The organism is Sinobacterium norvegicum (assembly GCF_923077115.1).
Classification (GTDB): Bacteria; Pseudomonadota; Gammaproteobacteria; order Pseudomonadales; family Sinobacteriaceae; genus Sinobacterium; species Sinobacterium norvegicum.
Map to the genome: position 1 here is coordinate 286,870 of NZ_CAKLPX010000003.1, position 24,185 is coordinate 311,054.

Here is a 24,185-nt window from a genome sequence, read left to right on the forward strand (position 1 = left end):
TGTTTTCTTTGTGCGTTAGCCTCGCAGGGTACTTTCATTTATCGGGAAAAGGATTTTCTGATGGCTCGACTACCTCGGTTGTACGTGGAGGGCTGTGCGCAGCATATTATTCAGCGGGGTAATAACCGCGAGGCTTGTTTTTATGATGAGTCAGATTACAAAGCTTACCTCTCTTTTTTATACGATGCCGCTGCGCAGTACCAAGTGTCCATTCATGCTTTTGTACTGATGACCAATCATGTTCACTTATTGGTAACACCCGTGGATGCAAAAGGGGTTGGTCGCATGATGCAATCACTGGGGCGAAGGTATGTGCAATATTTTAATTTTACCTATGGACGAACGGGTACCCTGTGGGAGGGGCGCTATAAGTCCACGCTGGTGGATTCTGAACGTTATGTGCTGACGGTCTACCAGTACATTGAGTTAAACCCGGTGCGGGCGGGCATGGTTCAGCATGCTGCGGAATATGCTTGGTCTAGCTATCGACACAATGGTGTCGGTAAACGCATCGGGTTAGTGACCCCGCATGAAGAGTATCTGCGCTTGGGCAAAACGGATGGCGAGCGTCAGCAGCACTACCGGCTTTTAATCCAAGGGAAAATGAAGGATCGTGACATTATTGCTGTTCGGCAAGCGACAAATAAAGCCTGGGTGCTTGGGAGCGATCACTTTAAGGCTCAGATTGAGGAGAAAACGGGGCGGCCTGCCGAGCCTGCGAGCAGAGGTGGCGATAGAAGGTCGGCCCAGTTTTTGGTGAATAGAGTAGATCAATGACTCTGACCCTATTGATCCCTGCTGAATGAAGCCAGTCAACACCGCCATCAATAGTAGCTATATACCCATCTGCACTTGTTGCTATACATACTGAACATTTCATATTGGCTTTCCTGTGCTTGTACTGACTAAAAGCTTACACCTTAAACTTAGACCACTGATTATAACCAATTTCAGGGTTGTTTGACGAAGATCAATAGGGTCAGAGTCGTTGATCCTGTTTTCTTTGTGCGTTAGCCTCGTAGTTACTTACATTTATCAGGAAAAGGATTTTCTGATGGCTCGACTACCTCGGTTGTACGTGGAGGGCTGCGCGCAGCATATTATTCAGCGGGGTAATTACCGCGAGGCTTGTTTTTATGATGAGTCAGACTACAAAGCTTACCTCTCTTTTTTATACGATGCCGCTGCGCAGTACCAAGTGTCCATTCATGCTTTTGTACTGATGACCAATCATGTTCACTTATTGGTAACACCCGTGGATGCAAAAGGGGTTGGTCGCATGATGCAATCACTGGGGCGAAGGTATGTGCAATATTTTAATTTTACCTATGGACGAACGGGTACCCTGTGGGAGGGGCGCTATAAGTCCACGCTGGTGGATTCTGAACGTTATGTGCTGACGGTCTACCAGTACATTGAGTTAAACCCGGTGCGGGCGGGCATGGTTCAGCATGCTGCGGAATATGCTTGGTCTAGCTATCGACACAATGGTGTCGGTAAACGCATCGGGTTAGTGGTCCCGCATGAAGAGTATCTGCGCTTGGGCAAAACGGATGGCGAGCGTCAGCAGCACTACCGGCTTTTAATCCAAGGGAAAATGGAGGATCGTGACATTATTGCTGTTCGGCAAGCGACAAATAAAGCCTGGGTGCTTGGGAGCGATCACTTTAAGGCTCAGATTGAGGAGAAAACGGGGCGGCCTGCCGAGCCTGCGAGCAGAGGTGGCGATAGAAGGTCGGTCCAGTTTTTGGTGAATAGAGTAGATCAATGACTCTGACCCTATTGATCTTATGATGAGTCAGATTACAAAGCTTACCTCTCTTTTTTATACGATGCCGCTGCGCAGTACCAAGTGTCCATTCATGCTTTTGTACTGATGACCAATCATGTTCACTTATTGGTAACACCCGTGGATGCAAAAGGGGTTGGTCGCATGATGCAATCACTGGGGCGAAGGTATGTGCAATATTTTAATTTTACCTATGGACGAACGGGTACCCTGTGGGAGGGGCGCTATAAGTCCACGCTGGTGGATTCTGAACGTTATGTGCTGACGGTCTACCAGTACATTGAGTTAAACCCGGTGCGGGCGGGCATGGTTCAGCATGCTGCGGAATATACTTGGTCTAGCTATCGACACAATGGTGTCGGTAAACGCATCGGGTTAGTGGTCCCGCATGAAGAGTATCTGCGCTTGGGCAAAACGGATGGCGAGCGTCAGCAGCACTACCGGCTTTTAATCCAAGGGAAAATGGAGGATCGTGACATTATTGCTGTTCGGCAAGCGACAAATAAAGCCTGGGTGCTTGGGAGCGATCACTTTAAGGCTCAGATTGAGGAGAAAACGGGGCGGCCTGCCGAGCCTGCGAGCAGAGGTGGCGATAGAAGGTCGGCCCAGTTTTTGGTGAATAGAGTAGATCAATGACTCTGACCCTATTGATCCAGAAGCTCAATGACCTCCTTGGATGTTTGCATGATCTTCCTAATATTCCCTAGGGCTAACGCCTCAAACACCGGATTGTGGATGTTGGCGGTTTTTTTGTGTGTTTTTTCAAAAAAAGTGACGGCATTTACAATTCCGGGTGCTTTGACTTGTTAGGGTTTTACGGACTCTTTCAGTTCGCTCATGTCAGAGATGGTCGAGGAGTCTGTAGTAGGCACTAAATCCCAAGCTCCGGTCATAACATAGTTGCTGAATTCTGTGATGAAATAATAGGTTTCACCTGCTTTAGGCTGTAGAGCGTACTGTCTATCAATTCCTGCGGTATCAGTGTGGAGGGTTGTGTCTTTTATTGGAATATCAAATGCTAGAAACCCAACTGGCAATAGCTCACCTTTACTTTCTCCGTTAGCGAATATAAGCATAGTGTCACCACTGCCTGTCACTCTGTCTGGCCTAAAAACAATTACATTAGCAGTGCTGCCAGTGCTTTGAATAGTGGATTGATAGTCTTGAAACTTGGCTCCGCTTGCTACTGAACCGCAGCCAGAAAGAGCAGATAAAACAAGAGTGATTAATATTAAGTATGTAACTTTTGTCATTGTAAAATAATCTCGATAGTGATTTTTTGTAGAGCCTAACGCTTAGGTAATGGGCAGCTTTGCTGCGAAGCAGCGCTTAAAGCTGTCCAGCCGCAGGCGTTCATTGACCGTTTTGTTATGTGTCTTTTAGCCAATTTTCTTCACCATGCCTGGTAGGTATTTGCCCATTTTATTGGGTCCTAGTATTCCATAAACAAAAAACAATAAGCCAGTCATTATTCCGCATAATTGAGACAGCAACCCGTCCTGCCCGATAAAAATCATTACACCAAATACAATGATGAAGCACAGCCCTGTAATTACGCTAAAAACCCTAATTATCATGCTCACCTTTCAGGAACCTATCTAGACACATAACGCTTATTCTACTGACTAGTCGGTAATAACGAAAAACCTAGGAAGAGTCGGTATAACACCCCAAATCCCCCATAAAGCGGAACGTTCCGCCTATCACCCTTTTAGTATTGCCGAATTAAGCCAGTAAGTAGTTAATATTTATTGTTTATTAAGGCAGCAACTTATTCGACAAAAAATGAGCGGAATCGTACTGTTTTTAATGCTTGCCGCTGCAGTCGGTATAACCTGCCATATGTATCCCTTAATTTATGCATATATCTTGCTGAAACTACAAGGTATTCTGAAATAACTTACATTATTCTCGGCGTTATGCGGAAAAGAGGGGCAATATTACTATTTTTACTGTATTTACATACAGTGCTTCTGTCGATCGAAGCGCCTCACTTCCCAGTGACTGCCGATGTCGCCACAGTGCCATCGCAGCAGGGAGGCTGGCGCCGAGTTTACAGGGACGTACTTGTGGCGTGCAAAGTGAGGCCTGATCTTTGTTGTTGTGCCAAAAGCGCAGCCCGATCATGGCAGCGGGCGGTGACTGATGGCGCGTCGTTCGTTGGCTCAGGTTCTGGCAGAGGTGAGAGGAATTAGGTTAAAAAAATGGCCTCGAACATTGCATTCGAGGCCGTGTCTACGGCTTACAGCATAAAATAAAACGCCACCGACAAACCCGTGGCCATGGCGGCGAGGCCGTAACTGGCCATTTTGGTTGCCGGGCCGGCGTGGATGCCGACATCGTGTAAACCGTGGAAGATACGGTGCATGGCATGCCACAGCGACAGCGAGATCACCGCCGCGATGATAATACCGCCCAACCAATGGTCGGCAAAGGCGTGCATCGATTGATAGTCGAGGCTGACCCAGCCCATGGGAACGGCGATGGCGATGACGGCGATAATAGCCGGTAGCACGAAGGAGGATACGACGCCGCCCGCTCCGAACATGGCCCAAAAGAAAGGCTCGTTATGTTTCCATTTCATCATTCAATTCCTCTTAGGCGATGAGAGCGCCGCCAATGACGGCGATGCTGGCGATGACAAAGGTAAGCCAGTGGACAATGCCAATGGCGCTCAGTGGCAATCTTTTATCACCGATAAACACCGGTGGTGCCACTCTGGGGGCAATCGAAAACCAGGTAATGGTGTGGTAACTGCACAGCAGTAAGCTGGCAATATTGAGCAGCCACAGTACCGGGTTTGACTGTGCCGCCAGCCAGTTATTCCATGCCATCTCGCCGCTGACCAGGCTGGAAAACCCGGCTAACAGGTTAAGGCAGAAGTAGGCCATCAGAATCGACGAACCCTCACGTACCATGTATTTGGTAAAGAAGGGGTTGTCTAAATACCAGGTTTTAGACAATTTTGGCGTATACGGTTTACGACTCATGATCAAGACCCTCCGGGTAGTTTAGACAGCGCCCAGTCGGTCAGGCCGCTGATTTTTTGTTGCTGAATAGCCGAGGCCGGGTCGACCGATTTGGGGCAAACCTCAGAGCAGTAGCCGACAAAGGTACAGCTCCATACACCGTCTTTACTGTTCAGCGTTTCCAGTCGTTGATCGCTGCCGTAGTCGCGGCTGTCGACGTTGTAACGGTGAGCTAACGCTATTGCCGAGGGGCCGACGAAGTCGGGATTGAGGCCAAACTGCGGACAGGCCGAGTAGCACAGCAGACAGTTGATGCAGTCGCTGTACTGGCTGAACATCGCCACCTGCTTGGGCAGCTGTTTGTATTCACCGTTGGCAGCAATCTGCTGTTGCTTCTTTGGTTTGGGCGGCTTGGTAGCCGCCGCCGCATCGATAATATAGGGCTTAACCGCCTCAAGCTTGGCCAAAAAATCCTCTTGATCGACGACGAGGTCACGCTCGATGGTAAAGTTGTTGAGTGGCTGCAACCGCATCTTGCCGGGATAGTAGTCGCGGATAAACGTCTCGCAAGCTAACTTCTCTTTGCCGTTGATGACCATGCCGCAGGAGCCACAGACAGCCATGCGACAGGACCAGCGATAGGACAGCGTTGGGTCGACATCCTCTTTAATGTGTTGCAGTGCGTCGAGCAGCGACCAGTTTTCGTCGTAGGGTATGTCGAAGTGCTCGTACCGGGGTTCGTCATCGCTGTCGGGCAGATAGCGCTGTATTTCAATACGCAGGGTTTTGATATCCGTGGCGTCGATGGTGGCACCGTTATTGTCGCTAACCTTGTCCATTATGCACCTCCTTGGGGTTGCGCTTTAGCGGCGTCAGCGGCTGCGCCGTAGAGTCGGGCCGCTGGTTTTGAACGGGTAATATTAACGTCTTGATAGTCCAGCTTTGGCGCTTGTTCACCGTCATAGTGAGTGATCGAATGTTTCAAGAAGTTCTCATCGTCACGCTGCTCGAAGCCATCGAGGCGCTGATGGGCACCGCGAGATTCCTTGCGGTTGAGCGCGCTGACGGCCATGGCATGGGCGACTTCGAGGCAGGATTTAAGCTCGTAGGCCAGTAAAATTTCGGTGTTAAAGGCCAGGCTGTCATCTTTTAGACCGATCTGATTAAACCGTCGGCGCAGATCGGCAACGGCATCGACACCGGCCTGCATCTCATCGCCGAGGCGATAAATACCAAAGTAATCCTCCATGGCCTTGACCAGGCTTTGGCGCAGTTCGCCGACGCTCTCATTGCCTTTGCTGGCTCTTAAACCGGCAATGGCATCGACCAGCTGTTGACCGCTGGTGGTAATGTCTTCGATGGATCTGTCGGGGTGAGTGGCGGCGAATTCGGTGGCCTGCTCACCGGCGACGCGGCCGAAGACGATGATTTCGGCCAGCGAGTTGGAGCCGAGGCGGTTGGCACCGTGCATGCCGACACTGGAGCACTCACCGGCGGCATAGAGGCCGGGGATGTCGGCCTCGCAGTGGACGTTGGTGCGTATGCCGCCCATGGTGTAGTGTACGGCCGGGCGCACGGGAATCGGATCGGTGACCGGGTCGACGCCAAGGTATTCTCGCGCCAGGTGGCAGATCAGCGGCAGGCGCAGCTCGATTTTTTCCTTGCCGAGGTGGCGCAGGTCGAGCATGACCACATCACCTAACGGATGTTCTATGGTGTTGCCCTTGCGATGCTCATGCCAAAAGGCCTGGGATAATCTGTCACGGGGGCCAAGTTCCATGGTTTTGTTTTCCGGCTTGCCCAGCGGTGTTTCAGGCCCCAATTCATAATCTTTTAAATAGCGCTCGCCGTGTTTGTTGAGCAGAACGCCGCCCTCACCGCGACAGCCCTCGGTCATTAACAGACCAGACCCGGGCATACCGGTGGGGTGGTATTGGACAAATTCCATATCACGTAAACCGGCACCGGCTCGGAAGGCCGCGGCCATACCATCGCCGGTGACGATGCCGCCGTTGGTATTAAAGCGGAAGATGCGTCCGGCGCCGCCGGTGGCGAGTATCACGGCCTTGGCGGCAAAGATGACGGCCTCGCCAGTTTTGACTTCAATCGCCACACAGCCCTGACAGCGATCATCGACGACGATTAAATCGGTGAGGAAATACTCGTCGAAGCGTTCGATGCTGGGGTATTTCATCGAGGTTTGGAACAGGGTGTGGAGCATGTGGAAGCCGGTTTTATCGGCGGCAAACCAGGTGCGCTCGACCTTCATGCCGCCGAAGGCACGAACATTGACCGAACCATCTTCTTTGCGCGTCCAGGGGCAGCCCCAGTGTTCCATCTGTACGTGTTCACGCTTGGAGTTGGCGACAAAGTAGTCGACCACATCCTGGTCACACAACCAATCGCCACCGGCGACGGTATCGTTAAAATGGTTTTCCAGTGAGTCGTGGTCCTGTACCACGGCGGCGGAACCGCCCTCCGCCGCCACGGTGTGCGACCGCATTGGGTAGACCTTAGAAATTAAGCTGATTTTCTGTTGGCTGTCTTTTTCTGCCGCGGCAATGGCTGCTCGGAGGCCGGCGCCACCGGCGCCTACAATGACAATATCGGTTTCAACAACGCGCATTATTAATCACCTTTTTAGTGTGTAGAAAATTGTTTTTAGTCGTCCTGTCAGCAGGAAAATCGATGACAATCTGCGCTTTTTCAGTGGCGAAGATTGCATCGATATCAACATTTATACGGTCAGCCTAGGACGATACCGCCCATGCCATAGCCGAAGATAACAGCGGTTACCAGTATCGCGGTACCGGGTAAAATAAAGGGGTGGTCAAAGACATAATTACCTACCTTGGTACAGCCGGTGGTATCAAACTGACAGGAGGCAATCAGTGTTGGGTAGGTGGGTAATACAAACAGCGCCGAGACACAGGGGAAGGCGGCAATCGCAGCCAGCGGCGAAACGCCAATGGCCAGCGCCGCAGGCATCAGCACCTTGGTGGTCGAGGCCTGTGAGTATAGCAACATGGAGGCACCAAACAGCGCCACGGCTAATAACCACGAGTGAGATTGCAGCAGTGCACCAGAAGACTCTTTGATGGTGTCGATATGGGCGGCAATAAAGGTCGAGCCCAGCCATGCCACACCAATGATACAAATAATCGCTGTCATGCCAGATTTGAAGGTCGAGGCGCTGATCACTTTCTCAGGCTCTACCTTGCTCAGCATCATAATAATACCGGCTGCCGTCAGCATAATCGCCATAATGGCCTCATCGCGGCTCAGTGGTGGATTGGTAATCAAGCCGATCTTGTCGCTGATGGCCGAGGCGTAGGTAATAATGGTGGCGACGGCAAGCATAAAGATACCGACAGCGCGTCCGGCACCGTCGGCGACGGTGATTTTCTCGGCCTTGTAGTCTTCGACCAGGCCATCTTTTACTCGCTGTTGATAGCCTTCATCCTGCGATAACGGTTTGCTGGGCAGCATGTTCACAATCACCGAAATCAAAATAACAGCACCCAGTGATGAGGGGATAACAATGGCCAGCAGTTCTAAATAGCTGACACCTAATGGCTCGAGTATGCCGGAGAAAAACACCACGGCGGCGGAGATAGGGGAAGCGGTAATCGCCACCTGGCTGGCAACGGCGGACAAGGCCAGTGCCGAGGTCGGTTTGATATCCTGGCTCTTGGCGACATCGGCAATCACCGGCAGTACCGAGAAAGCCGTCATGCCCGTGCCGGCACCGAGGGTGAGCAAGTAGGTGATTACCGGGCCGATGATATTAATGTGCTTGGGGTTGTTACGCAGTAATCGTTCTGCGCGGACAATCAGCCAATCGAGGCCACCGGCAATTTGCAACACGCCAATACAGGTAATGACAGTGGCGATGATAAGAATCACATCGACGGGGATGCTACCGGCGGGTAAGCCCATGCCCCAGGTTAATACCAAGACACCGGCGGCACCCATCAGGCCAATACCGATGCCGCCTAACCGGGCTCCAGCCCAGATAAAAAATAACACAATACATAATTGTAAAAAAAACATAACCACCTCTGATCAAAAAATAAAATTCTTGTAGAGCCAAGTCAGCGCTTTTTATTTATTCGTTGGTATGCAACTTAGCACTATAAATAGGGTTTTTTAAATTTTCTACCGACAATATTTCATCGAGCTGTTGCTCGTTTAACAGGCCGAGTTCCAATACCACCTCTCTCACGTTCTTACCGGTTTCGGCGCAGATTTTACCGACCTTATCACCGGCGTGGTGGCCGATTAATGGGTTGAGGTAGGTGACGATGCCAATAGAGTTCAGCACCGAGTTAAAGCACACCTCCTCGTTGGCGGTAATACCCTTAATACATTTGTCTGCCAGCGTACGGCAGGCATTTTTTAGTAGTTCGATTGACTCAAAAAGGCTTTGGGCAATCACCGGTTCCATCACATTAAGCTGTAACTGACCGGCATCGGCGGCCATGGTAATGGTGACGTCGTTGCCGATGACCTTAAAGGCCACCTGGTTGACCACTTCGGGAATGACCGGGTTAACCTTGGCCGGCATGATTGATGAACCCGCTTGCATTTCTGGCAGGTTGATCTCGTTCAAGCCGGTGCGGGGTCCGCTGCTGAGCAGGCGTAAATCGTTACAGATTTTGCCCAGCTTGACCGCTGCTCGCTTGAGTGCACTCGATAAGCTGACGTAGGCGCCGCAGTCGGAGGTGGCTTCAACCAAGTCTTCCGCTGCCACGAAGGGGTAGCCGGTGACCTCGGCCAAATGCTTAATGGCAATGGTCGAGTATGCCGCCGGGGTGTTCAGCCCGGTGCCGATGGCGGTGGCACCGAGGTTGACCTCAAGCAATAAGCTCTGGGTGAGTTTAATGACTTTCAGCTCTTCATAGAGGGTGACGGCAAAGGCGTGAAACTCTTGCCCCAGTGTCATCGGTACCGCATCCTGTAACTGGGTGCGTCCCATTTTCAACACGTCGCTGAATTCCTCGGCCTTGTCTTTTAAGGCCTGTGACAGGTATTCAACAGCGGCCAGTAAATCCTCACACTCTTTGACGACAGAGACACGAAAGCCGGTGGGGTAGGCGTCGTTAGTCGACTGGCACTTATTGACATGATCGTTGGGGTTGATGATGTCGTACTGGCCTTTCTCGTGGCCCAGCATTTCCAGGGCGATATTAGCCAATACCTCGTTGGTGTTCATATTAACCGAGGTGCCGGCGCCGCCTTGGAATAAATCGATATTAAATTGATCGAAGCCTTTTTCGGTTTCGAGCATCAGGTCGCAGGCGTTAACAATGGCGTCGGCAATGGCAGGGTCGATGGTGCCGAGATCACCGTTGGCCAGGGCCGCGGCTTTTTTCGTTTGTACCATGCCGCGAATAAACTGCGGTGCATCGTTAATGGTACGGCCGCTGATTTGGAAGTTATCGATGGCACGTTGTGCATGAATGCCATAGTAGGCCTGGGCTGGAATCTCGCGCTCGCCGAGTAGATCTTGTTCGACACGTTTTTTTTGCTTAGACATAAATAATCCTTCATGAATGTGTAAAAACAGTGGAAATTAATAATGGCAATATATTAACTATTGTCCACCTCTAATATCTTGATCTACATCCTATTAGACAATAATCCATAAAGTAAAATAGCATAAAAAACGGGTTTTATAATCTCACTTCGTGCATGTGTGAGCAGTTTTACTCATACGGCTGCAGCAAGTACTTATTACCGGCGATGAACGGGCTGGGTCAACCAATATTGCAGCAAAGTTACAGCTGACGGCGTTTCTCATCGAGTAGGCTGACGGCCTCCGGTGGCGCTATCAGTGCCAAGCGGTCGATGCATTGTTCGGCTTGCGAGCTGTGGTTTCTCACCTGCATATCACAGAGGGCGAAGAGTATTTGAGGCTGTTTGGATAGCAGTACTGACTGTTCCAATACCTGATAGGCGTGTGACAGATCATGGCGCTCCAAGGCAAGGCCGTAGACATACCAATACTGGGCGTTTTCAGGCTCGAGCTGAGAGGCCTTGGCCAGTGCGGTGAGTGCCGGTTGTGTCGCTTGTTGTCGCAGCAATGCCAGCCCTAGGTTGTAGTGCAATACCGCGTTGTCGGGCAGCTGTACCAGGCCGCGCTGCAATACCTCGATGGCGGTGTTGTTGTCGTTTTGCTGATGGTAGCTATCGGCAAGTTGACTGTACAGGCTGGCGTTGTCGGGCTGCAGTACCAGCGCAGACAGATAGTGCTGTTGACTCAGCGGCCAGCGTTGCTGCAGATGATAGATAGAGGCCAGCTCGATCAGTGCTGGTGCCTGCGGTGTTTGGCTGTTGAGTTGCATCGTGTAGCGTTCAACCGCTGGGGCTAACTGCTGCTGTTGCACCGGCGTCAGCGTTGCCCAGCTGCGCAGTAAGTCGATGGCGGCGGCATTGCTGAGGCTGACGTTTTCGGCTGTTAATAGTTCGCTCAGCAAGCGCCAGCGCTGTGATGTGTTATAGGGGGCGGCGGCATCTATGGCGGCCAACTGCAGGGGAATATTGTCCTGTTGCAGGGCGCGAACAATAGCAACGAGGGCATTGTTGCCGGGGAATCGCACCAGTTGCTGCAGTGCCTTGATCCGGTCGTCATCGGATTGAGAGATATCCTGTGCTATATAGGAAAGCTGTTGTTGTGCCTCGGGGTTATTCTGCTCGGCAGCGGCAAAGGCCTGGGCCGGCGTATATGTACTCGGCTGGGCCGCAGCGGTTAAGCTGACTGAAAAGATGGCAGCCATCAATAATAAATAAGCGATACGATGTTTCATTAAGTGACCAGCCCGTGTTCGATGGCGTATTGGATCAACTTGGCATTGGTTTTGACCCCCAGTAATTTCATCGCCGCGTATTTATGAAATTCGACGGTGCGACGGGATATGCACAGTTTGTCGGCCACTTGTTTGGCGGCTAAACCCTGGGCAAGCAGCTGAATAACATCGATTTGCCGAGGTGATAATTGGGCCGATTGTGGCTTTAGTGTCACCGCTGGCGTAATGTATTTTTGATTGTGCAAGACGGCTTCGATGGCATTTTTTAATTCTTCGCCGGCCTGGTGCTTAAGCACGTATCCGTCGGCACCGGCAGCGATGGCACCCTCTACATACTCGACCTCATCGTGCATGCTGAGGCAGATGACTTTAATGCCGGGGCTGTATTTTTTGATCAGCCGACAGGCGCTGATGCCGGTCATATCGCCCATACTGACATCGGTGATGATAACCTCGGGTTGCAGCTCTTTGGCCAGCGCGACCAGTTCTTCGCCGCTCTGTGCGATGGCTAAAATCTGGTGTTCGGTTTGCAGAAAGCTGGCGACACCCTGAGCCACGATTTGATGATCATCGGCCAGTAATAATTTGCTCATTGAACCGACTCCACATAAGGGATGGTGACGACAACTTCGAAACCGCCGTCATCGGGGCTAAGAAACTCTGCTGCGCCGCCACACTGGATGGCACGCTCGGCAATGCTGACCAAGCCAAGGCTGCCGAGTTTTTCACTGAGCTCACCGTCGATGCCCTGGCCATCGTCGGCGACGGAGAACAGCAGTTGCTGGTTGGTATAGGCCAGGGTGACCAAGATACTGGTTGCCGCGGGGGCATGTTTGAGCACGTTGTTCAGCGATTCCTGCAGAATGCGGTAAATATTGAGGCTGATATCGAGATTGAGCGAGGGTATTTCATCGATAAAGCAGTGGATGGTCAGCGGTTTTAATCGTTCCACTCGACGGCATTCGGCCACCAAACCGGCCTCTAAGCCAAGGTCTTCCAAAATAGCGGGGTGCAGTGAGCGAGACAGGGCCTGCATATCCTTGGCCAGCTGTTGCACGCTGTGGTAGACCTCCTGCGCCGGTGCCAGGCTGGCCTCGCCGTGTTCGATGGCATCGACTATAGCGCCGGTGTTGAGGCTGAGCAGGGCCATCCGTTGGGAGAAATTATCGTGTAGTTCGCGGGCCAGCAAGCGTCGTTCATCCTCCTGGCTTTGCATCAGATGGCGAGATAACAGCGCCAGTTTTTGTTGTTGCTCCTGCGTTGTTATCCACAATTTGTAACGGTCATAGACTGAGGCGAGAAATTGACCGATTGATTTCACCCGTTGAATCAACGCATCATCCCAGCCAGGGTGCTCGCCGAATCGGGCGGCGGCGATGGCGCCCCAGATCTCGCCACGGACCTCCAAGGGAACAACCAAATGACCGGTGAGCCCGCCCATACGCATGGCGTCAAACTCTTCCTTGGAGGTGATCTCCACCGGCTCGTGATCGAGAGCGATGACCTTGCCGGCCAAAATATGCTGCAGGTAAACACTGTTGGCATCGGCTTTAATCGTTTGCGGCTTGTCGATGCCTTGACGGGCGACCATAAAGGCCGCCTCAAGTTTCTTATCCACGGTGAGCCGGATCATGTTTAAGCGATCGGCATGACTAAACAGCATCAGCTCATTCAGTGCCTGCTCAATATTGGGAATGATTTGTTCAAACTCCGCCTCAAGAAAGTTTTGCGTTAACCGCGCAAACAGTTGTTCGATGTTGGTTAATTGTGGATAAACCTGCGGTGCTGTCATCGTTGATCCTGTTTGCCGGTAGATTGCTGTTTCTAATATCTATAGTGCAGTATTCGCCGCGTTGATAAAACCCGTAATTTTACCAGTCGTTAACGCCGCTGGTGATACCTATACTGGCGCCACTGAAACAGTCAGTTTAGCCGAGCTTCGGTTGAATGGTTTAGTTATCACTAGGGGAAAACTGTAATGACATTCGCTTTTCAAAAAACCGCATTAGGTATTGGTCTGCTGGCAATAGCCAGCCAGACCATTGCAGCGCCAAAACCCAACGTATTGGCCATCTGGGGTGACGATATTGGTTATTTCAATATCAGTGCCTATAACCACGGCATGATGGGTTACGAGACGCCAAATATCGACCGTATTGCCGATGAGGGTGCCATCTTCACCGACCACTATGCGCAGCAGAGTTGCACCGCTGGTCGCGCTTCATTTATCCTCGGTCAGCACCCGTTTCGCACCGGTATGATGACCATCGGTATGCCGGGTTCAGATCACGGCATTCCTGAGTGGACGCCAACCATTGCGACGGTACTGAAGGAACAGGGCTATACCACGGCTCAGTTTGGTAAAAACCACCTCGGTGACCAGGATCAGCACCTGCCGACCAATAATGGTTTCGATGAGTTCTTCGGCAACCTCTACCACCTCAATGCCGAGGAAGAGCCTGAGACTTATTACTACCCGAAAGACCCTAAATTCCGTAAAGCCTTCGGCCCACGCGGTGTGCTCAAGGCCAGTGCCGATGGCAAGGTTGAAGATACAGGGCCGTTAACACGCAAGCGTATGGAGACCGTCGATGAGGAATTCCTCGGTGCTGCCGTCGACTTTATCGAAAAATCTGCCAAGTCGAAAACTCCGTTTTTTGTCTGGTTTAACGCCTCGCGTATGCACGTACACACTCGCCTTCAGCCTAAATACGATGGTATTACCGGCATTGGTGTCTACCCCGATGGCATGGTTGAACACGACGATCACGTCGGTGTTTTGCTCGACACCCTCGATCGCTTGAAGATTGCCGACAACACTGTGGTTATCTATTCCACCGATAACGGCGCTGAGAAATTCACCTGGCCCGACGGCGGCACTTCGCCCTTCCACGGTGAAAAAGGCACCACCCACGAAGGCGGTATGCGTGTACCTCAGTTGGTGCGCTGGCCTGGCGTGATTGATCCGGGTAGTAAGTTCAATGCCATTATGTCGCAGGAAGATTGGATGCCAACATTGGCCGCTGCTGCCGGTGACCCCAACATGGTTGAGAAGCTGAAAAAAGGCGCAACCTATAACGGTAAGAAATATCGCATCCACGCCGATGGCTTCAACTTTATGCCTTATTTCCAGGGTAAAGAAGAGCAGGGCCCTCGTTCTACCATTATGTATTTCTCAGCCAACGGTGAGCTAAACGCTATCCGCTGGAACGACTGGAAGGCAACCTTTGCATCGATGGACGGCGATATGCAGTCGGCTGTTCGCAACGTTTCAGCCTGGCCAGAACTGACCAACCTGCGTGCAGATCCCTTCCAGATCGCCGCCCACGAATCGGGCATGTATGTACGCTGGATGATCGACAATATGTGGTTGTTCGTACCGATTGCCGGTGCCGCCCAGGACTTCTTCCCGACACTGGATCAATATCCAATGCAGGAGAGTATTAACTTCAGCCCCGCGCAAATTAACTACAACACGCTGAAGCTACAAAAAGCAATGCAGTCGCTGCAGCAAATGCAAAAGCAGTAGCGTTATCTAAACAGTCGTCGGCTGCCACTGCGGCGACTGTTTTTACAGATCCAAAATGTAGTCGTTCCCTGTCGCAATTATCATTCCACGGTGACTTATGAAACCTTTAATCTTATCAGCACTGGCCCTCACACTGACCGGTTGTAGCCTCATCACCGGTGACAACGCCACGGTGCAAAACCCAGCGTTAAAGCAGCAAATATTGGCTGATATGGTGTTTGTTGAAGGTGGCACATTCAGCCGTGGTGATGTTGATTGCGACAGCGAATTAAAACAGCCCAGCAATGCCTGCCCATCGAAACCGATCTCAGTCGATGATTTTTCCATCGGTCGTTACGAGGTGACTCAGCAGTTATTTGAGCAGGTAATGGGCACCAGCAGTAGTTATTTTCCCGGTGACAACTACCCGGTGAATAATGTCAGCTGGCAGCAGGCTCAGTTTTTTATTACTCAATTACGACAGCAGACTGGCCTCGCGGTGAGACTGCCCACCGAGGCTGAGTGGGAGTATGCCGCCAATGGAGGATTAAAGAGTCAGGGCTACCAATACAGTGGCTCTGACAACATTGACGATGTGGCCTGGCATGCGGGTAACGCCGGTAATAAGGCGCATCCTATTGGCCAAAAAATGCCGAATGAACTGGGCTTATATGATATGACTGGTAATGTTGGCGAGATGGTTATCGATGCCTATTTAGTCGATTATTATTACGATGCCGCCAGTGATAACCCGGTGAATGCCCGTGATGACAGCCACCACTTATCGTTTAAGGTTGTTCGCGGTGGCAGTTTTGCCTACGATGAGACAGAATCTAAAAACTACACCCGTGACAGTGCCAGTCAGAGCGCGTTGATGTCTGATATCGGGCTGCGCTTAGTGATCAGCGATTTGCATCAATAAGAATCTTTTAGTGAGACATTATCATGCCCAATACTCAACAGTCATTGCAGTTGTTAATCGAGCAGGTTAACCGCTCCGTCATTGGCCAGCAACATGTTGTGCAGGCACTGGTCATCGGTCTGCTGACCAAGGGCCATATCCTGCTTGAAGGCCTGCCGGGAACGGCCAAGACCCGCTCGGTCAAGGCCCTGGCTCAGGCAATGAAGTCCTCTTTTGGTCGGGTACAATTCACCCCAGATTTGCTGCCCTCCGATGTCACTGGCACCACGGTTTATCGTGAGGTCGACGGCAAGCCCAGTCTGAGCTTTGAGCCGGGACCAATCTTTAACGATATCGTGCTGGCTGATGAAATTAACCGAGCCCCAGCCAAGGTGCAATCGGCCCTGCTGGAGGCGATGGCCGAGGGCACGCTGACGGTGGCGAATCAAACCCACCAGCTGCCCGAGTTATTCATGGTATTGGCGACGCAAAACCCGATCGAGCAGGAGGGTACCTATCCTCTGCCAGAGGCGCAGATGGATCGCTTTATGATGAAGGTCACGGTTGATTATCCCGATCGCCAGGCGGAGCTCGATATCGTCAAGCTGGTCCGAGGTGAGGAGTCTCCGCAGTCTACGGCGCCGCAGATACAGATTTCCCCTGCCGAGGTGTTGACCGCAAGAGCACAGCTGCAAACCATTTACGTCTCCGATTTAATGCTTAATTATATGGTTGGCTTGGTGATGGCCAGCCGTCATCCAGAGCAGTATAGCGACACCAAACTCGCCGAGTGGTTGGCCATTGGTGCCAGCCCGCGGGCCAGTATTGCCCTTGATAAATGCGCCCGCGCCCACGCCTGGCTGGCGGGCCGGGATCATGTCGATGCCGATGATGTTCGCGCCGTTGCCCACGCAGTACTGGGGCACCGCATGATGCTGAGTTTTGACGCCATCGCCGACGGTGTCGACCAGCGACAGGTGGTGGATGAGCTATTGAACTGCGTCGTGATTGGTCAATAGCCATGGCCACTGCCGTGTTGGATAATAGAATTTACAGCGATTACAAGACGCTGTTGCGGTTAAAGTCGGAGGCCTTTGGTTTTTCACTGTCTGGCCGTCACCGCGTCGACAGTGTCTTGGCCGGCAGGCATCAGTCACGATTTCGCGGTAGAGGGCTCAATTTTGAAGAGCTTCGCCACTATCAAATCGGCGATGATATGCGCAGCTTCGATTGGCCAGTCACGCTGCGCACCGGTAAGCCTCATGTGCGCAGTTACAGCGAGGAAAAGGATAACCAGGTTATCTTGGTGGTCGATCAGCGGCCGCCGATGTTTTTCTCCTCTGTCGATACCATGAAGTCGGTGGTTGCCGCCGAGGTTGCCAGCATGATGGCCTGGCAGGTGTTGGCCGATGGCGACCGTGTGGGGGCTATTGTCTTTAATCATCAGACGACTCAGTGGTTTCGGCCCCAGCGTAGCCAGCATCAAGTGCTACGGGTGTTGGCCGAGATTGCCCGTCAGAATAATTTACTCAGCAGTGATCAACAGATCAGCGCCGATGATAACAGCCTGACGCAGGTGCTTAAAAAACTTTATAGACAGCGTTTGAATGCCGCCACGATTATTTTTGTCGGTGATTGGCACCAGTGCGATCAGACCAGTTTAACGTTGCTGAAAAAATTGCAGCAGCACAATAATATATTGACCACGGTAATCTCCGACCCGATGGAGTATCAGTTGCCCGATGCGCCCAACTTAGTGGTCAGCGATGGTGTGCTGCAGTTGCAGATCGATCAGCTCAACAACAATTTAGGCCAGCGCTACAGCGATGATTATCAGCAACAACTAAGGCGTTTGGCCGATGTGTTTAAACGGCAGAACATACCGTTGATACATCTCGATACCGGCGGCGATCATCGCCAACAGCTGCGCCAATACTTGGGGGGCAGGGGATGATGTCATACGCCGATGTCATAGGAGGCGTATATGCCCTCTTATTATGAGTCCCATGCAGGCAGCTACATGCTGCGCAATCTCGAAAAAAACCCGCTGCCAGAGGCGGTGAGTTGGTGGCCGCAAACCTGGGGCTGGGGGATTGTGGCAATATGCTTGGTGGCGGTGTCAGCCTATGGTTTATTCCGTTTTGGCCAGTATTACTGGCGCAGTCGTTATCGGCGCGAAGCAATGGCGGCGTTGCAACATATCGATTGTAGCCAGCCTATCGAGGCTGCTTATCAACTCAACAGAGTGATCAAATTAACGGCGGCCTACGCCTACCCTCATCAGCCGGTAGCCGGCATGCTCGGCGAACCATTGCTGGCCTTCTTAACCTCCTCATCTACGCAGTCCTTTAACGGAGAGATGGAGCAGCGCTGGCAACAGCAATTACTACTGCCACCGGCGCATCAGACCGTGACGGAGGCAGAGTTGTTAAGGCTGAAAAAACAGCTGCAATTATGGGTAAAACAGCACCGACCGGGAGGCATTAATGATTGAGTTTGCGCACCCCTGGTGGTTATTAATATTACCCTTGCCGTATGTGATTTCTCGTTTTTCGCCGGCCTACAAAACACGGCGCAGCGGTGTCCGCGTGTCATTTTTTTATCGGCTGGCAACACTGTTGGGTGAAAAACCTGAGCAGGGGGCTGTGCAGCTACAGCCTTCCTGGTGGCAGCGTTTTGCACTGATTTTTAGCTGGTTGATGTTGGTTACTGCCATGACCAAGCCAATAGTACTGGGTGAGGTGCAGCAGCGGGAGCTCAGCGGGCGCGACATTATGGTGGTAGTCGATTTATCCGGCTCGATGGCGGCGGAGGATTTCAGTCAGCAACAACAGCAACCGTTATCGCGATTGGCGGCGGTAAAAACAGTGTTGGCAGAATTCAGCGATAATCGACCGGGGGATCGTCTCGGTCTGATCTTATTCGGCGATGCACCCTATTTACAGGCGCCTTTCACTGCGGATCATCAAGCCTGGCTGGATTTGCTCAACGAGACTGAGGTGGCGATGGCCGGTCCCAGCACCCATCTTGGCGATGCCATTGGTCTGACTATTCAATCATTCAGCGATAGCAAGGTGAAGGAGAAGGTGGCGATTGTACTCACCGATGGCAACGACACCGACAGCTTAGTTCCTCCGTTAGAAGCGGCAAAGGTGGCGGCCAGTTATGATGTGCGTATCCATATGGTGGCCATGGGTAACCCTGAAACCGTCGGCGAGAACGCGCTCGATATGACGGTCATCGAGCAGGTTGCTGAGATTACCGGCGGCCAGTCTTATCTGGCCTTGTCGCAACAGCAACTGACCCAAGTGTATCAGGCGATAGCCGCACTGGAACCGGAGATTTATCAGAGCACCAGCTACCGGCCGAAAACCAGTGTGCATTATCTACCGCTGGCCTTTGCCTTTGTCATTTACCTTTTTGCCTTTGTCGCCTCGACGGTGATACGGCTGAAAAAGACCGCCGGAGAACAACATGTTTGAGAGTGTGATCTGGCAATCGTTGCATTTGCTGCGACCGATGTGGTTATTGGCGCTGTTGCCGCTGGTTGCAGTGGTGTATTGGCGCTGGCGCGGTGAGCAGCAGAAAAACAATTGGTTGCAGCTGTTGCCGCCACACCTTTACCAGGCATTGACAGTGGGTAAAAACAGCTGGCAACAGCAGCTGCCGTTAAAGGCTCTGCTGGTGCTCTGTATCATCGTCATTATTATTCTGGCTGGCCCCAGCTGGCAGCGTCAACCCTCACCTTTCAGCGAGGATAAGGCGCCGGTGCTGATTGTGTTAGATGTCTCCTCCTCGATGGATGAGGCGGATTTGATGCCCAGTAGGCTGCAGCGGGCAAAACTGAAAATTGAAGACTTATTAGTGCAGCGTGATGGCGGTAATACCGGGCTGATTGTCTATGCTGGCAGTGCTCATTTAGCGATGCCGCTGACCGAGGATGTGCAGGTATTTAAGCCTCTGCTGCATGCCATTGGTACCGAGATTATGCCCCGTGATGGCAAGGCTGCAGAGCAGGCCTTAGCCATTGTCGACAAGCAATTCAGCAGTGCCCCAGTGCCCGGCAGCGTGGTGTTATTAACCGATGGTATCGGCGGTAACAGCGAGCAAGCCTTTGTCGATTACTTCCATGACAGCCCTCATCAGTTGCTGATTTTGGCCACCGCAAACCCCGATGCCTATAGTCAAATACCGATGGATTTGGCGTCCATAAAACGCTTGGCTGATGCGACCGGTGGTCGCTATAAAACGCTGACTGTTGACGATGGCGATATTCGCTGGCTGGATAATCAAATTGCCCGCCATATGCAAATAAGCCTCGATCAAGCGCTGCCTTGGAAGGACAGTGGTTATCCGCTGGTGTTTGTTGCGGCATTAATTTTTATCCTTTGGTTCCGACGTGGCTGGCTGGTGCAGTGGTGTTTCGTGGCGGTGGTGACCTCATCAATGCTATTGCCCGAGCAGGCGATGGCGGCAGCCGAGCAGCCCGAGCAAATTGCGGAGGTGACGGAATCGGTGCCATCGAATAGTGGCTGGCGATTTGCTGATATCTGGCTGACTCCGGATCAGCAGGGGCAGTGGTATTTTCAGCGACAACAATACGATACTGCGGCGGCGCGTTTTGACGACGCGATGTGGAAGGGCACGGCTTATTATTATGCTGAGAATTACCCGGCGGCCTATAGTTATTTCCTTCGAGACGGCAGCGATCAGGGCATGTTTAATGCCGCTAATGCTCTGGCTAATATGCGTGAGTATGTCGCCGCTAAAAACTTATTAGATGGGCTGTTAAAGCGCCAGCCCAATTTTCCCTCGGCACAGAATAATCGCGATGAGTTACAGAAAATTATCGATGACATTAACCGGATGAGTGAGTCTCAGTCATCCGCCGACAGTATCGATGAGTTTGAGGCCTCGACCGAACTCGGTGATAAACCACAGACGGCAGATGGCACCGACGAAGAAACATTTTCACCATTTCTCAAAGAGCAAAAGCTTACTGCCGACGATATTCTCGCCGATGAGTCGATGAACAAAAAATGGATGAACAGAGTGCAGACCGACCCGGCGGTCTTCCTGAGGAATAAGTTTGGCATACAGTTGCAACGTCAAGATGAGGGAGGAGTGGTCGATGAATAAATGGCTGGCTTGCATTCTGTTATTACTGTCATCACAGGTGTTGGCTGATGAGCCCGCCCAGGTCAATATCGAGGCCTGGATAGAGCCGAATCAAGCCATTGTGGTAGGACAACAGGTACGTTTAATTATCGAATTGAAAACCGATAAATGGTTTAACGGTGGCACCGAGATTGAGCTGCCGACCATGGCCAGAGCCTTTGTGCTGCAACGGGGGAGCATGGCGGTTAATGGCAGCGAGAAAATTGATGGCAACAACTGGGCAACCCAGCGTTGGGAGTTGGTTGTTTACCCACAGGCCACGGGTGGCTTTACCGTGCCGCGGATTAACGTCTCGGTACAGGTGGCCAGCACCGCTCGTCAGGGCCAGCGCATAGTGCTGAATACTCAGCCGATGACCTTTGTCGTCGGGCTGCCCGAGAATATTGAGCAGGACGTGGCTTGGATGCCCGCCTCGGCGGCAACGCTCAAACAACAGTTCAATATTGAGAGTGGACAGGCGCTGAAGGTGGGCGATGCTATTGTGCGCGAGGTGCTGGTAGAGGCCACCGACACGACGGCGATGTTATTGCCGGCGTTAGTGGCCGATTCAATCCCCGGCAGCCGACTCTATACTGCACCGAGCAGGGTTGAGGACCGGCAGAGCCGGGGCCAGTATGCCGCCATGCGTGGCGAGCAATGGACTTATATTATTGAGCAGGCCGGTGAGCTGAAACTGCCGGCAATTAATATCGACTGGTGGGATACTGACAGCCAGCAGATGGTCCGGCTGAGTTTAGAGCAGCAGCGGTGGCAGGTAAATCACACCCCAGCCTCCTTTATTGCCTATTGGTGGCTGCCGTTGACCGCCGGCCTATTTGCCATCGTGTTGTTGGCTGCGGCACTCTTCTTTATCCGTCGTCATTATCAGCACCACCCACTGCCTGATGCGGTGCTGTTTCATCGTATGCTGCGTCAGCAGCGCTGGCCACAGGCGATGTTATTGCTCTATCGTAGGCTGTTCAAACGCCAGCAGCAGTTACAACTCAAAGCTGTCGCCGCCACACATCCGGCGACAGAGGCACTGTACCAGCAATACTATGGGCGCCAGCGACAACAGCCACCCTCTAAGGCGCAGCTTCGCAGGCTGTGGCGCGCTATTCATCCACTGGCGAGAAAACGCTGGTGGCAGTTGCCCAAGGCAATACCGGCATTGACGCCGCAGGGGCAAAAAACCCGGCCTGTTCACCCCAAAAACTAGCAATTTTCCCAGTAGTCGCCTGCTGCTGTATGGCAGACAATATGGCCATATTCCAAAGGCCGGAGACTACCGATGATTACAAAAGCACCCCAGTACAATGGCAAGGCCAGTAAGCGTTTGCACGTGATGGCCAAGCCCATCGGTGCCCACTGTAATATCGACTGCCAGTATTGCTACTACCTCAGCAAGAAAGACCTGCTCGATTATAAGTCAGGCTGTTCGAAGAAGATGGATGATCAGGACTTAGAGCACTATATCCGTCAGTATATTGAACAGCAAAACACCCCGGAGATTGTTTTTTCTTGGCAGGGGGGTGAGCCCACCTTGCTGGGATTGAGCTATTTTGAAAAAGTGGTTCGCTATCAGAAGAAGTATCAACCCAGAGGCGTTGTCATTGCCAACGACTTACAGACTAATGGTACCTTGCTGGACGATGACTGGTGTCTGTTTTTGCAGAAAAACAATTTTTTAGTTGGCCTCAGCATCGATGGGCCTGAGCTGCTGCATAATACCTACCGTGTCGACAAAAATGGCCACGGCACTTTTCGGCAGGTGATGGCGGCGGTTGAGTTATTACATAAGCACAAGGTGAATTTTTCCACGCTTACCTGTGTCAATAATCTCACCAGTAAAGAGCCGCAGGCGGTCTACCGGTTTCTGCGTGATGTGGTGCGTTCACCGCAGATGCAGTTCATCCCTATTGTCGAGCAAAAAACCTTCCGCGACACCGCGCCGCAACAATGGCAGCAGCAGGATCAGTTAGTACAGGGCGACCCGCGGTTAGAGCCCAGCCATCCAGAGTCGGTGATGGAATCCTGGTGTGTGTCGGCCAAGGGTTGGGGGGATTTTCTCTGCGGTGTTTTTGATGAGTGGGTCAAGGCCGATGTCGGCCGCGTCTTTGTGCAGTATTTTGAGGCCTCGGTAGAGAGCTGGATGGGGCGTCAAAACCCGCTGTGCACCCTCAACAGTCTCTGCGGCAAGGGTTTGGCGATGGAGCCCAACGGTGATGTATTCAGCTGTGACCACTATGTCTATCCCGAGTACAAGCTGGGTAATATTTACAGTGAGCGGATGGACGCCATGGCGCTGTCTCAGCGCCAGCAGAAATTCGGTTTCGCTAAGAGCAAGACGTTGACCAGTCAGTGCCAAGGCTGTGACTACCTGTTTGCCTGCCACGGTGAGTGCCCTAAGAATCGGTTTATGCGCAGCCATAAAGGTGACCCCGGACAAAATTATTTATGCGCCGGTTGGAAGCGCTTCTTTGCCCATATCGATCAGTCATTAGCCTATATATTAAGGGCTAATAGATTGCCGGTGACGCATGGACATTACCGCGATAAGGGGGTTGTTTAGCGGTAAATGGATTCGAAGCCGGATTGGCTGAAACCGCTCATTTTCTTATCGCCGACGACAATCAGCGGCACGCCCTTGCCGCCGAGGCGTTTGAATGTCTTAGCCGCACTGGCGTTTTTTTCAATATCGTATTCTTTGAAGTTGATATTATTGCTGCGAAAATAGCGGCGGGCTTTTTTGCAATAACCGCACCAGCTGGTGGAATACATGATGACGGTTTGATGATCGGCGCTGGTGTCGCCGCTATGGCTGTAGCGTTGATCGATCTCGACACCTTGGAAGGTATTGATGTTAAATTCCAGCGTTTGCGTCTTGGCGGCATCAGGTGGCTGATCACCAAAATGCGTATTGCCCTCGGCATCGACCCACTTGAAAATCTCGGCGTTGGCCATCGGCCACAGCAGTAATAAAATCACTGCGAGTAGGGGGGGTATTCGCATACGGCATCCATGGTGTCGTTGTCGTTCCTCGATGAATTGA

The 24,185-nt window shown here is 52.0% G+C and carries 22 protein-coding genes and 1 pseudogene; 12 read left to right on the forward strand and 11 right to left on the reverse strand.

The features are described 5' to 3' along the window. The first annotated feature begins 60 nt into the window (after positions 1 to 60). The 3 genes and pseudogenes from L9P87_RS13275 to L9P87_RS13285 all read left to right on the forward strand — a co-directional run. Entirely contained in the window at positions 61 to 777 is a 717-nt protein-coding gene (locus L9P87_RS13275; RefSeq protein ID WP_237445225.1) for a transposase, read from the forward strand. A gap of 277 nt (positions 778 to 1,054) precedes the next feature. After that, positions 1,055 to 1,771 (forward strand): transposase, encoded by a 717-nt coding sequence (locus tag L9P87_RS13280; protein ID WP_237445226.1) that lies wholly within the window; start codon positions 1,055 to 1,057, stop codon positions 1,769 to 1,771. Positions 1,772 to 1,813: 42 nt separating this feature from the next. Then, positions 1,814 to 2,425 (forward strand): annotated as a pseudogene (locus L9P87_RS13285) (transposase); the annotation flags it as partial. Positions 2,426 to 2,595: 170 nt separating this feature from the next. Here L9P87_RS13285 and L9P87_RS13290 read toward each other — a convergent pair. The 10 genes from L9P87_RS13290 to L9P87_RS13335 all read right to left on the reverse strand — a co-directional run bounded on the left by L9P87_RS13290 (position 2,596) and on the right by L9P87_RS13335 (position 13,359). Then, complete coding sequence (locus tag L9P87_RS13290) at positions 2,596 to 3,042, reverse strand: DUF2846 domain-containing protein (protein ID WP_237445228.1); 447 nt, start codon at positions 3,040 to 3,042, stop codon at positions 2,596 to 2,598. A 989-nt stretch (positions 3,043 to 4,031) separates the two neighbouring features. Further along, complete coding sequence (gene frdD, locus L9P87_RS13295) at positions 4,032 to 4,376, reverse strand: fumarate reductase subunit FrdD (RefSeq protein WP_237445229.1); 345 nt, start codon at positions 4,374 to 4,376, stop codon at positions 4,032 to 4,034. Between the two features lie 10 nt (positions 4,377 to 4,386). Then, a complete protein-coding gene (locus L9P87_RS13300; protein ID WP_237445230.1) occupies positions 4,387 to 4,779 on the reverse strand; it encodes a fumarate reductase subunit C in 393 nt (130 codons plus the stop codon). Between the two features lie 2 nt (positions 4,780 to 4,781). Next, the gene (locus L9P87_RS13305) at positions 4,782 to 5,597 is read right to left on the reverse strand and encodes a succinate dehydrogenase/fumarate reductase iron-sulfur subunit (protein WP_237445231.1); all 816 of its coding nucleotides are present in this window, start codon (positions 5,595 to 5,597) and stop codon (positions 4,782 to 4,784) included. Then, on the reverse strand, positions 5,597 to 7,384 hold the full coding sequence (gene frdA, locus L9P87_RS13310; protein ID WP_237445232.1) for a fumarate reductase (quinol) flavoprotein subunit: 1,788 nt from the start codon (positions 7,382 to 7,384) through the stop codon (positions 5,597 to 5,599). The genes L9P87_RS13305 and frdA overlap by 1 nt, the downstream gene beginning before the upstream one ends. A gap of 119 nt (positions 7,385 to 7,503) precedes the next feature. Continuing rightward, positions 7,504 to 8,811, reverse strand: coding sequence for an anaerobic C4-dicarboxylate transporter (locus L9P87_RS13315; RefSeq protein WP_237445233.1), 1,308 nt, complete (start codon positions 8,809 to 8,811; stop codon positions 7,504 to 7,506). A gap of 55 nt (positions 8,812 to 8,866) precedes the next feature. Beyond that, complete coding sequence (aspA, locus tag L9P87_RS13320) at positions 8,867 to 10,297, reverse strand: aspartate ammonia-lyase (RefSeq protein ID WP_237445234.1); 1,431 nt, start codon at positions 10,295 to 10,297, stop codon at positions 8,867 to 8,869. Positions 10,298 to 10,538: 241 nt separating this feature from the next. After that, on the reverse strand, positions 10,539 to 11,567 hold the full coding sequence (locus L9P87_RS13325) for a tetratricopeptide repeat protein (protein ID WP_237445235.1): 1,029 nt from the start codon (positions 11,565 to 11,567) through the stop codon (positions 10,539 to 10,541). Next, positions 11,567 to 12,160, reverse strand: a complete 594-nt coding sequence (locus L9P87_RS13330; protein WP_237445236.1) for a response regulator transcription factor — start codon at positions 12,158 to 12,160, stop codon at positions 11,567 to 11,569. The genes L9P87_RS13325 and L9P87_RS13330 overlap by 1 nt, the downstream gene beginning before the upstream one ends. Next, positions 12,157 to 13,359, reverse strand: a complete 1,203-nt coding sequence (locus L9P87_RS13335) for a GAF domain-containing sensor histidine kinase (protein ID WP_237445237.1) — start codon at positions 13,357 to 13,359, stop codon at positions 12,157 to 12,159. The genes L9P87_RS13330 and L9P87_RS13335 overlap by 4 nt, the downstream gene beginning before the upstream one ends. 186 nt (positions 13,360 to 13,545) lie before the next feature. Between L9P87_RS13335 and L9P87_RS13340 the strand changes: the two genes are divergently transcribed. From L9P87_RS13340 to L9P87_RS13380, 9 genes are all read left to right on the forward strand, one after another. Continuing rightward, on the forward strand, positions 13,546 to 15,096 hold the full coding sequence (locus L9P87_RS13340; RefSeq protein WP_237445238.1) for an arylsulfatase: 1,551 nt from the start codon (positions 13,546 to 13,548) through the stop codon (positions 15,094 to 15,096). A 97-nt stretch (positions 15,097 to 15,193) separates the two neighbouring features. Further along, positions 15,194 to 15,997 carry a formylglycine-generating enzyme family protein gene (locus L9P87_RS13345; RefSeq protein ID WP_237445239.1) on the forward strand — a complete coding sequence of 268 codons (804 nt, stop codon included), beginning with the start codon at positions 15,194 to 15,196 and terminating at the stop codon, positions 15,995 to 15,997. Positions 15,998 to 16,020: 23 nt separating this feature from the next. Continuing rightward, complete coding sequence (locus tag L9P87_RS13350; RefSeq protein WP_237445240.1) at positions 16,021 to 16,995, forward strand: AAA family ATPase; 975 nt, start codon at positions 16,021 to 16,023, stop codon at positions 16,993 to 16,995. A gap of 2 nt (positions 16,996 to 16,997) precedes the next feature. After that, a complete protein-coding gene (locus L9P87_RS13355; protein ID WP_237445241.1) occupies positions 16,998 to 17,930 on the forward strand; it encodes a DUF58 domain-containing protein in 933 nt (310 codons plus the stop codon). A gap of 30 nt (positions 17,931 to 17,960) precedes the next feature. After that, positions 17,961 to 18,470, forward strand: coding sequence for a DUF4381 domain-containing protein (locus L9P87_RS13360; protein WP_237445242.1), 510 nt, complete (start codon positions 17,961 to 17,963; stop codon positions 18,468 to 18,470). Continuing rightward, entirely contained in the window at positions 18,463 to 19,458 is a 996-nt protein-coding gene (locus tag L9P87_RS13365; protein WP_237445243.1) for a vWA domain-containing protein, read from the forward strand. Before L9P87_RS13360 ends, L9P87_RS13365 begins: the two co-directional genes overlap by 8 nt. Next, the gene (locus L9P87_RS13370; protein ID WP_237445244.1) at positions 19,451 to 21,115 is read left to right on the forward strand and encodes a vWA domain-containing protein; all 1,665 of its coding nucleotides are present in this window, start codon (positions 19,451 to 19,453) and stop codon (positions 21,113 to 21,115) included. Before L9P87_RS13365 ends, L9P87_RS13370 begins: the two co-directional genes overlap by 8 nt. Next, positions 21,108 to 22,352, forward strand: a complete 1,245-nt coding sequence (locus tag L9P87_RS13375) for a BatD family protein (protein ID WP_237445245.1) — start codon at positions 21,108 to 21,110, stop codon at positions 22,350 to 22,352. The genes L9P87_RS13370 and L9P87_RS13375 overlap by 8 nt, the downstream gene beginning before the upstream one ends. Before the next feature lie 72 nt (positions 22,353 to 22,424). After that, positions 22,425 to 23,705 carry an anaerobic sulfatase maturase gene (locus tag L9P87_RS13380; RefSeq protein ID WP_237445246.1) on the forward strand — a complete coding sequence of 427 codons (1,281 nt, stop codon included), beginning with the start codon at positions 22,425 to 22,427 and terminating at the stop codon, positions 23,703 to 23,705. On the opposite strand, the gene L9P87_RS13385 is transcribed toward L9P87_RS13380, so the two are convergent. Beyond that, positions 23,702 to 24,145, reverse strand: coding sequence for a glutaredoxin domain-containing protein (locus L9P87_RS13385; RefSeq protein WP_237445247.1), 444 nt, complete (start codon positions 24,143 to 24,145; stop codon positions 23,702 to 23,704). The genes L9P87_RS13380 and L9P87_RS13385 overlap by 4 nt on opposite strands. Positions 24,146 to 24,185: the final 40 nt, after the last annotated feature.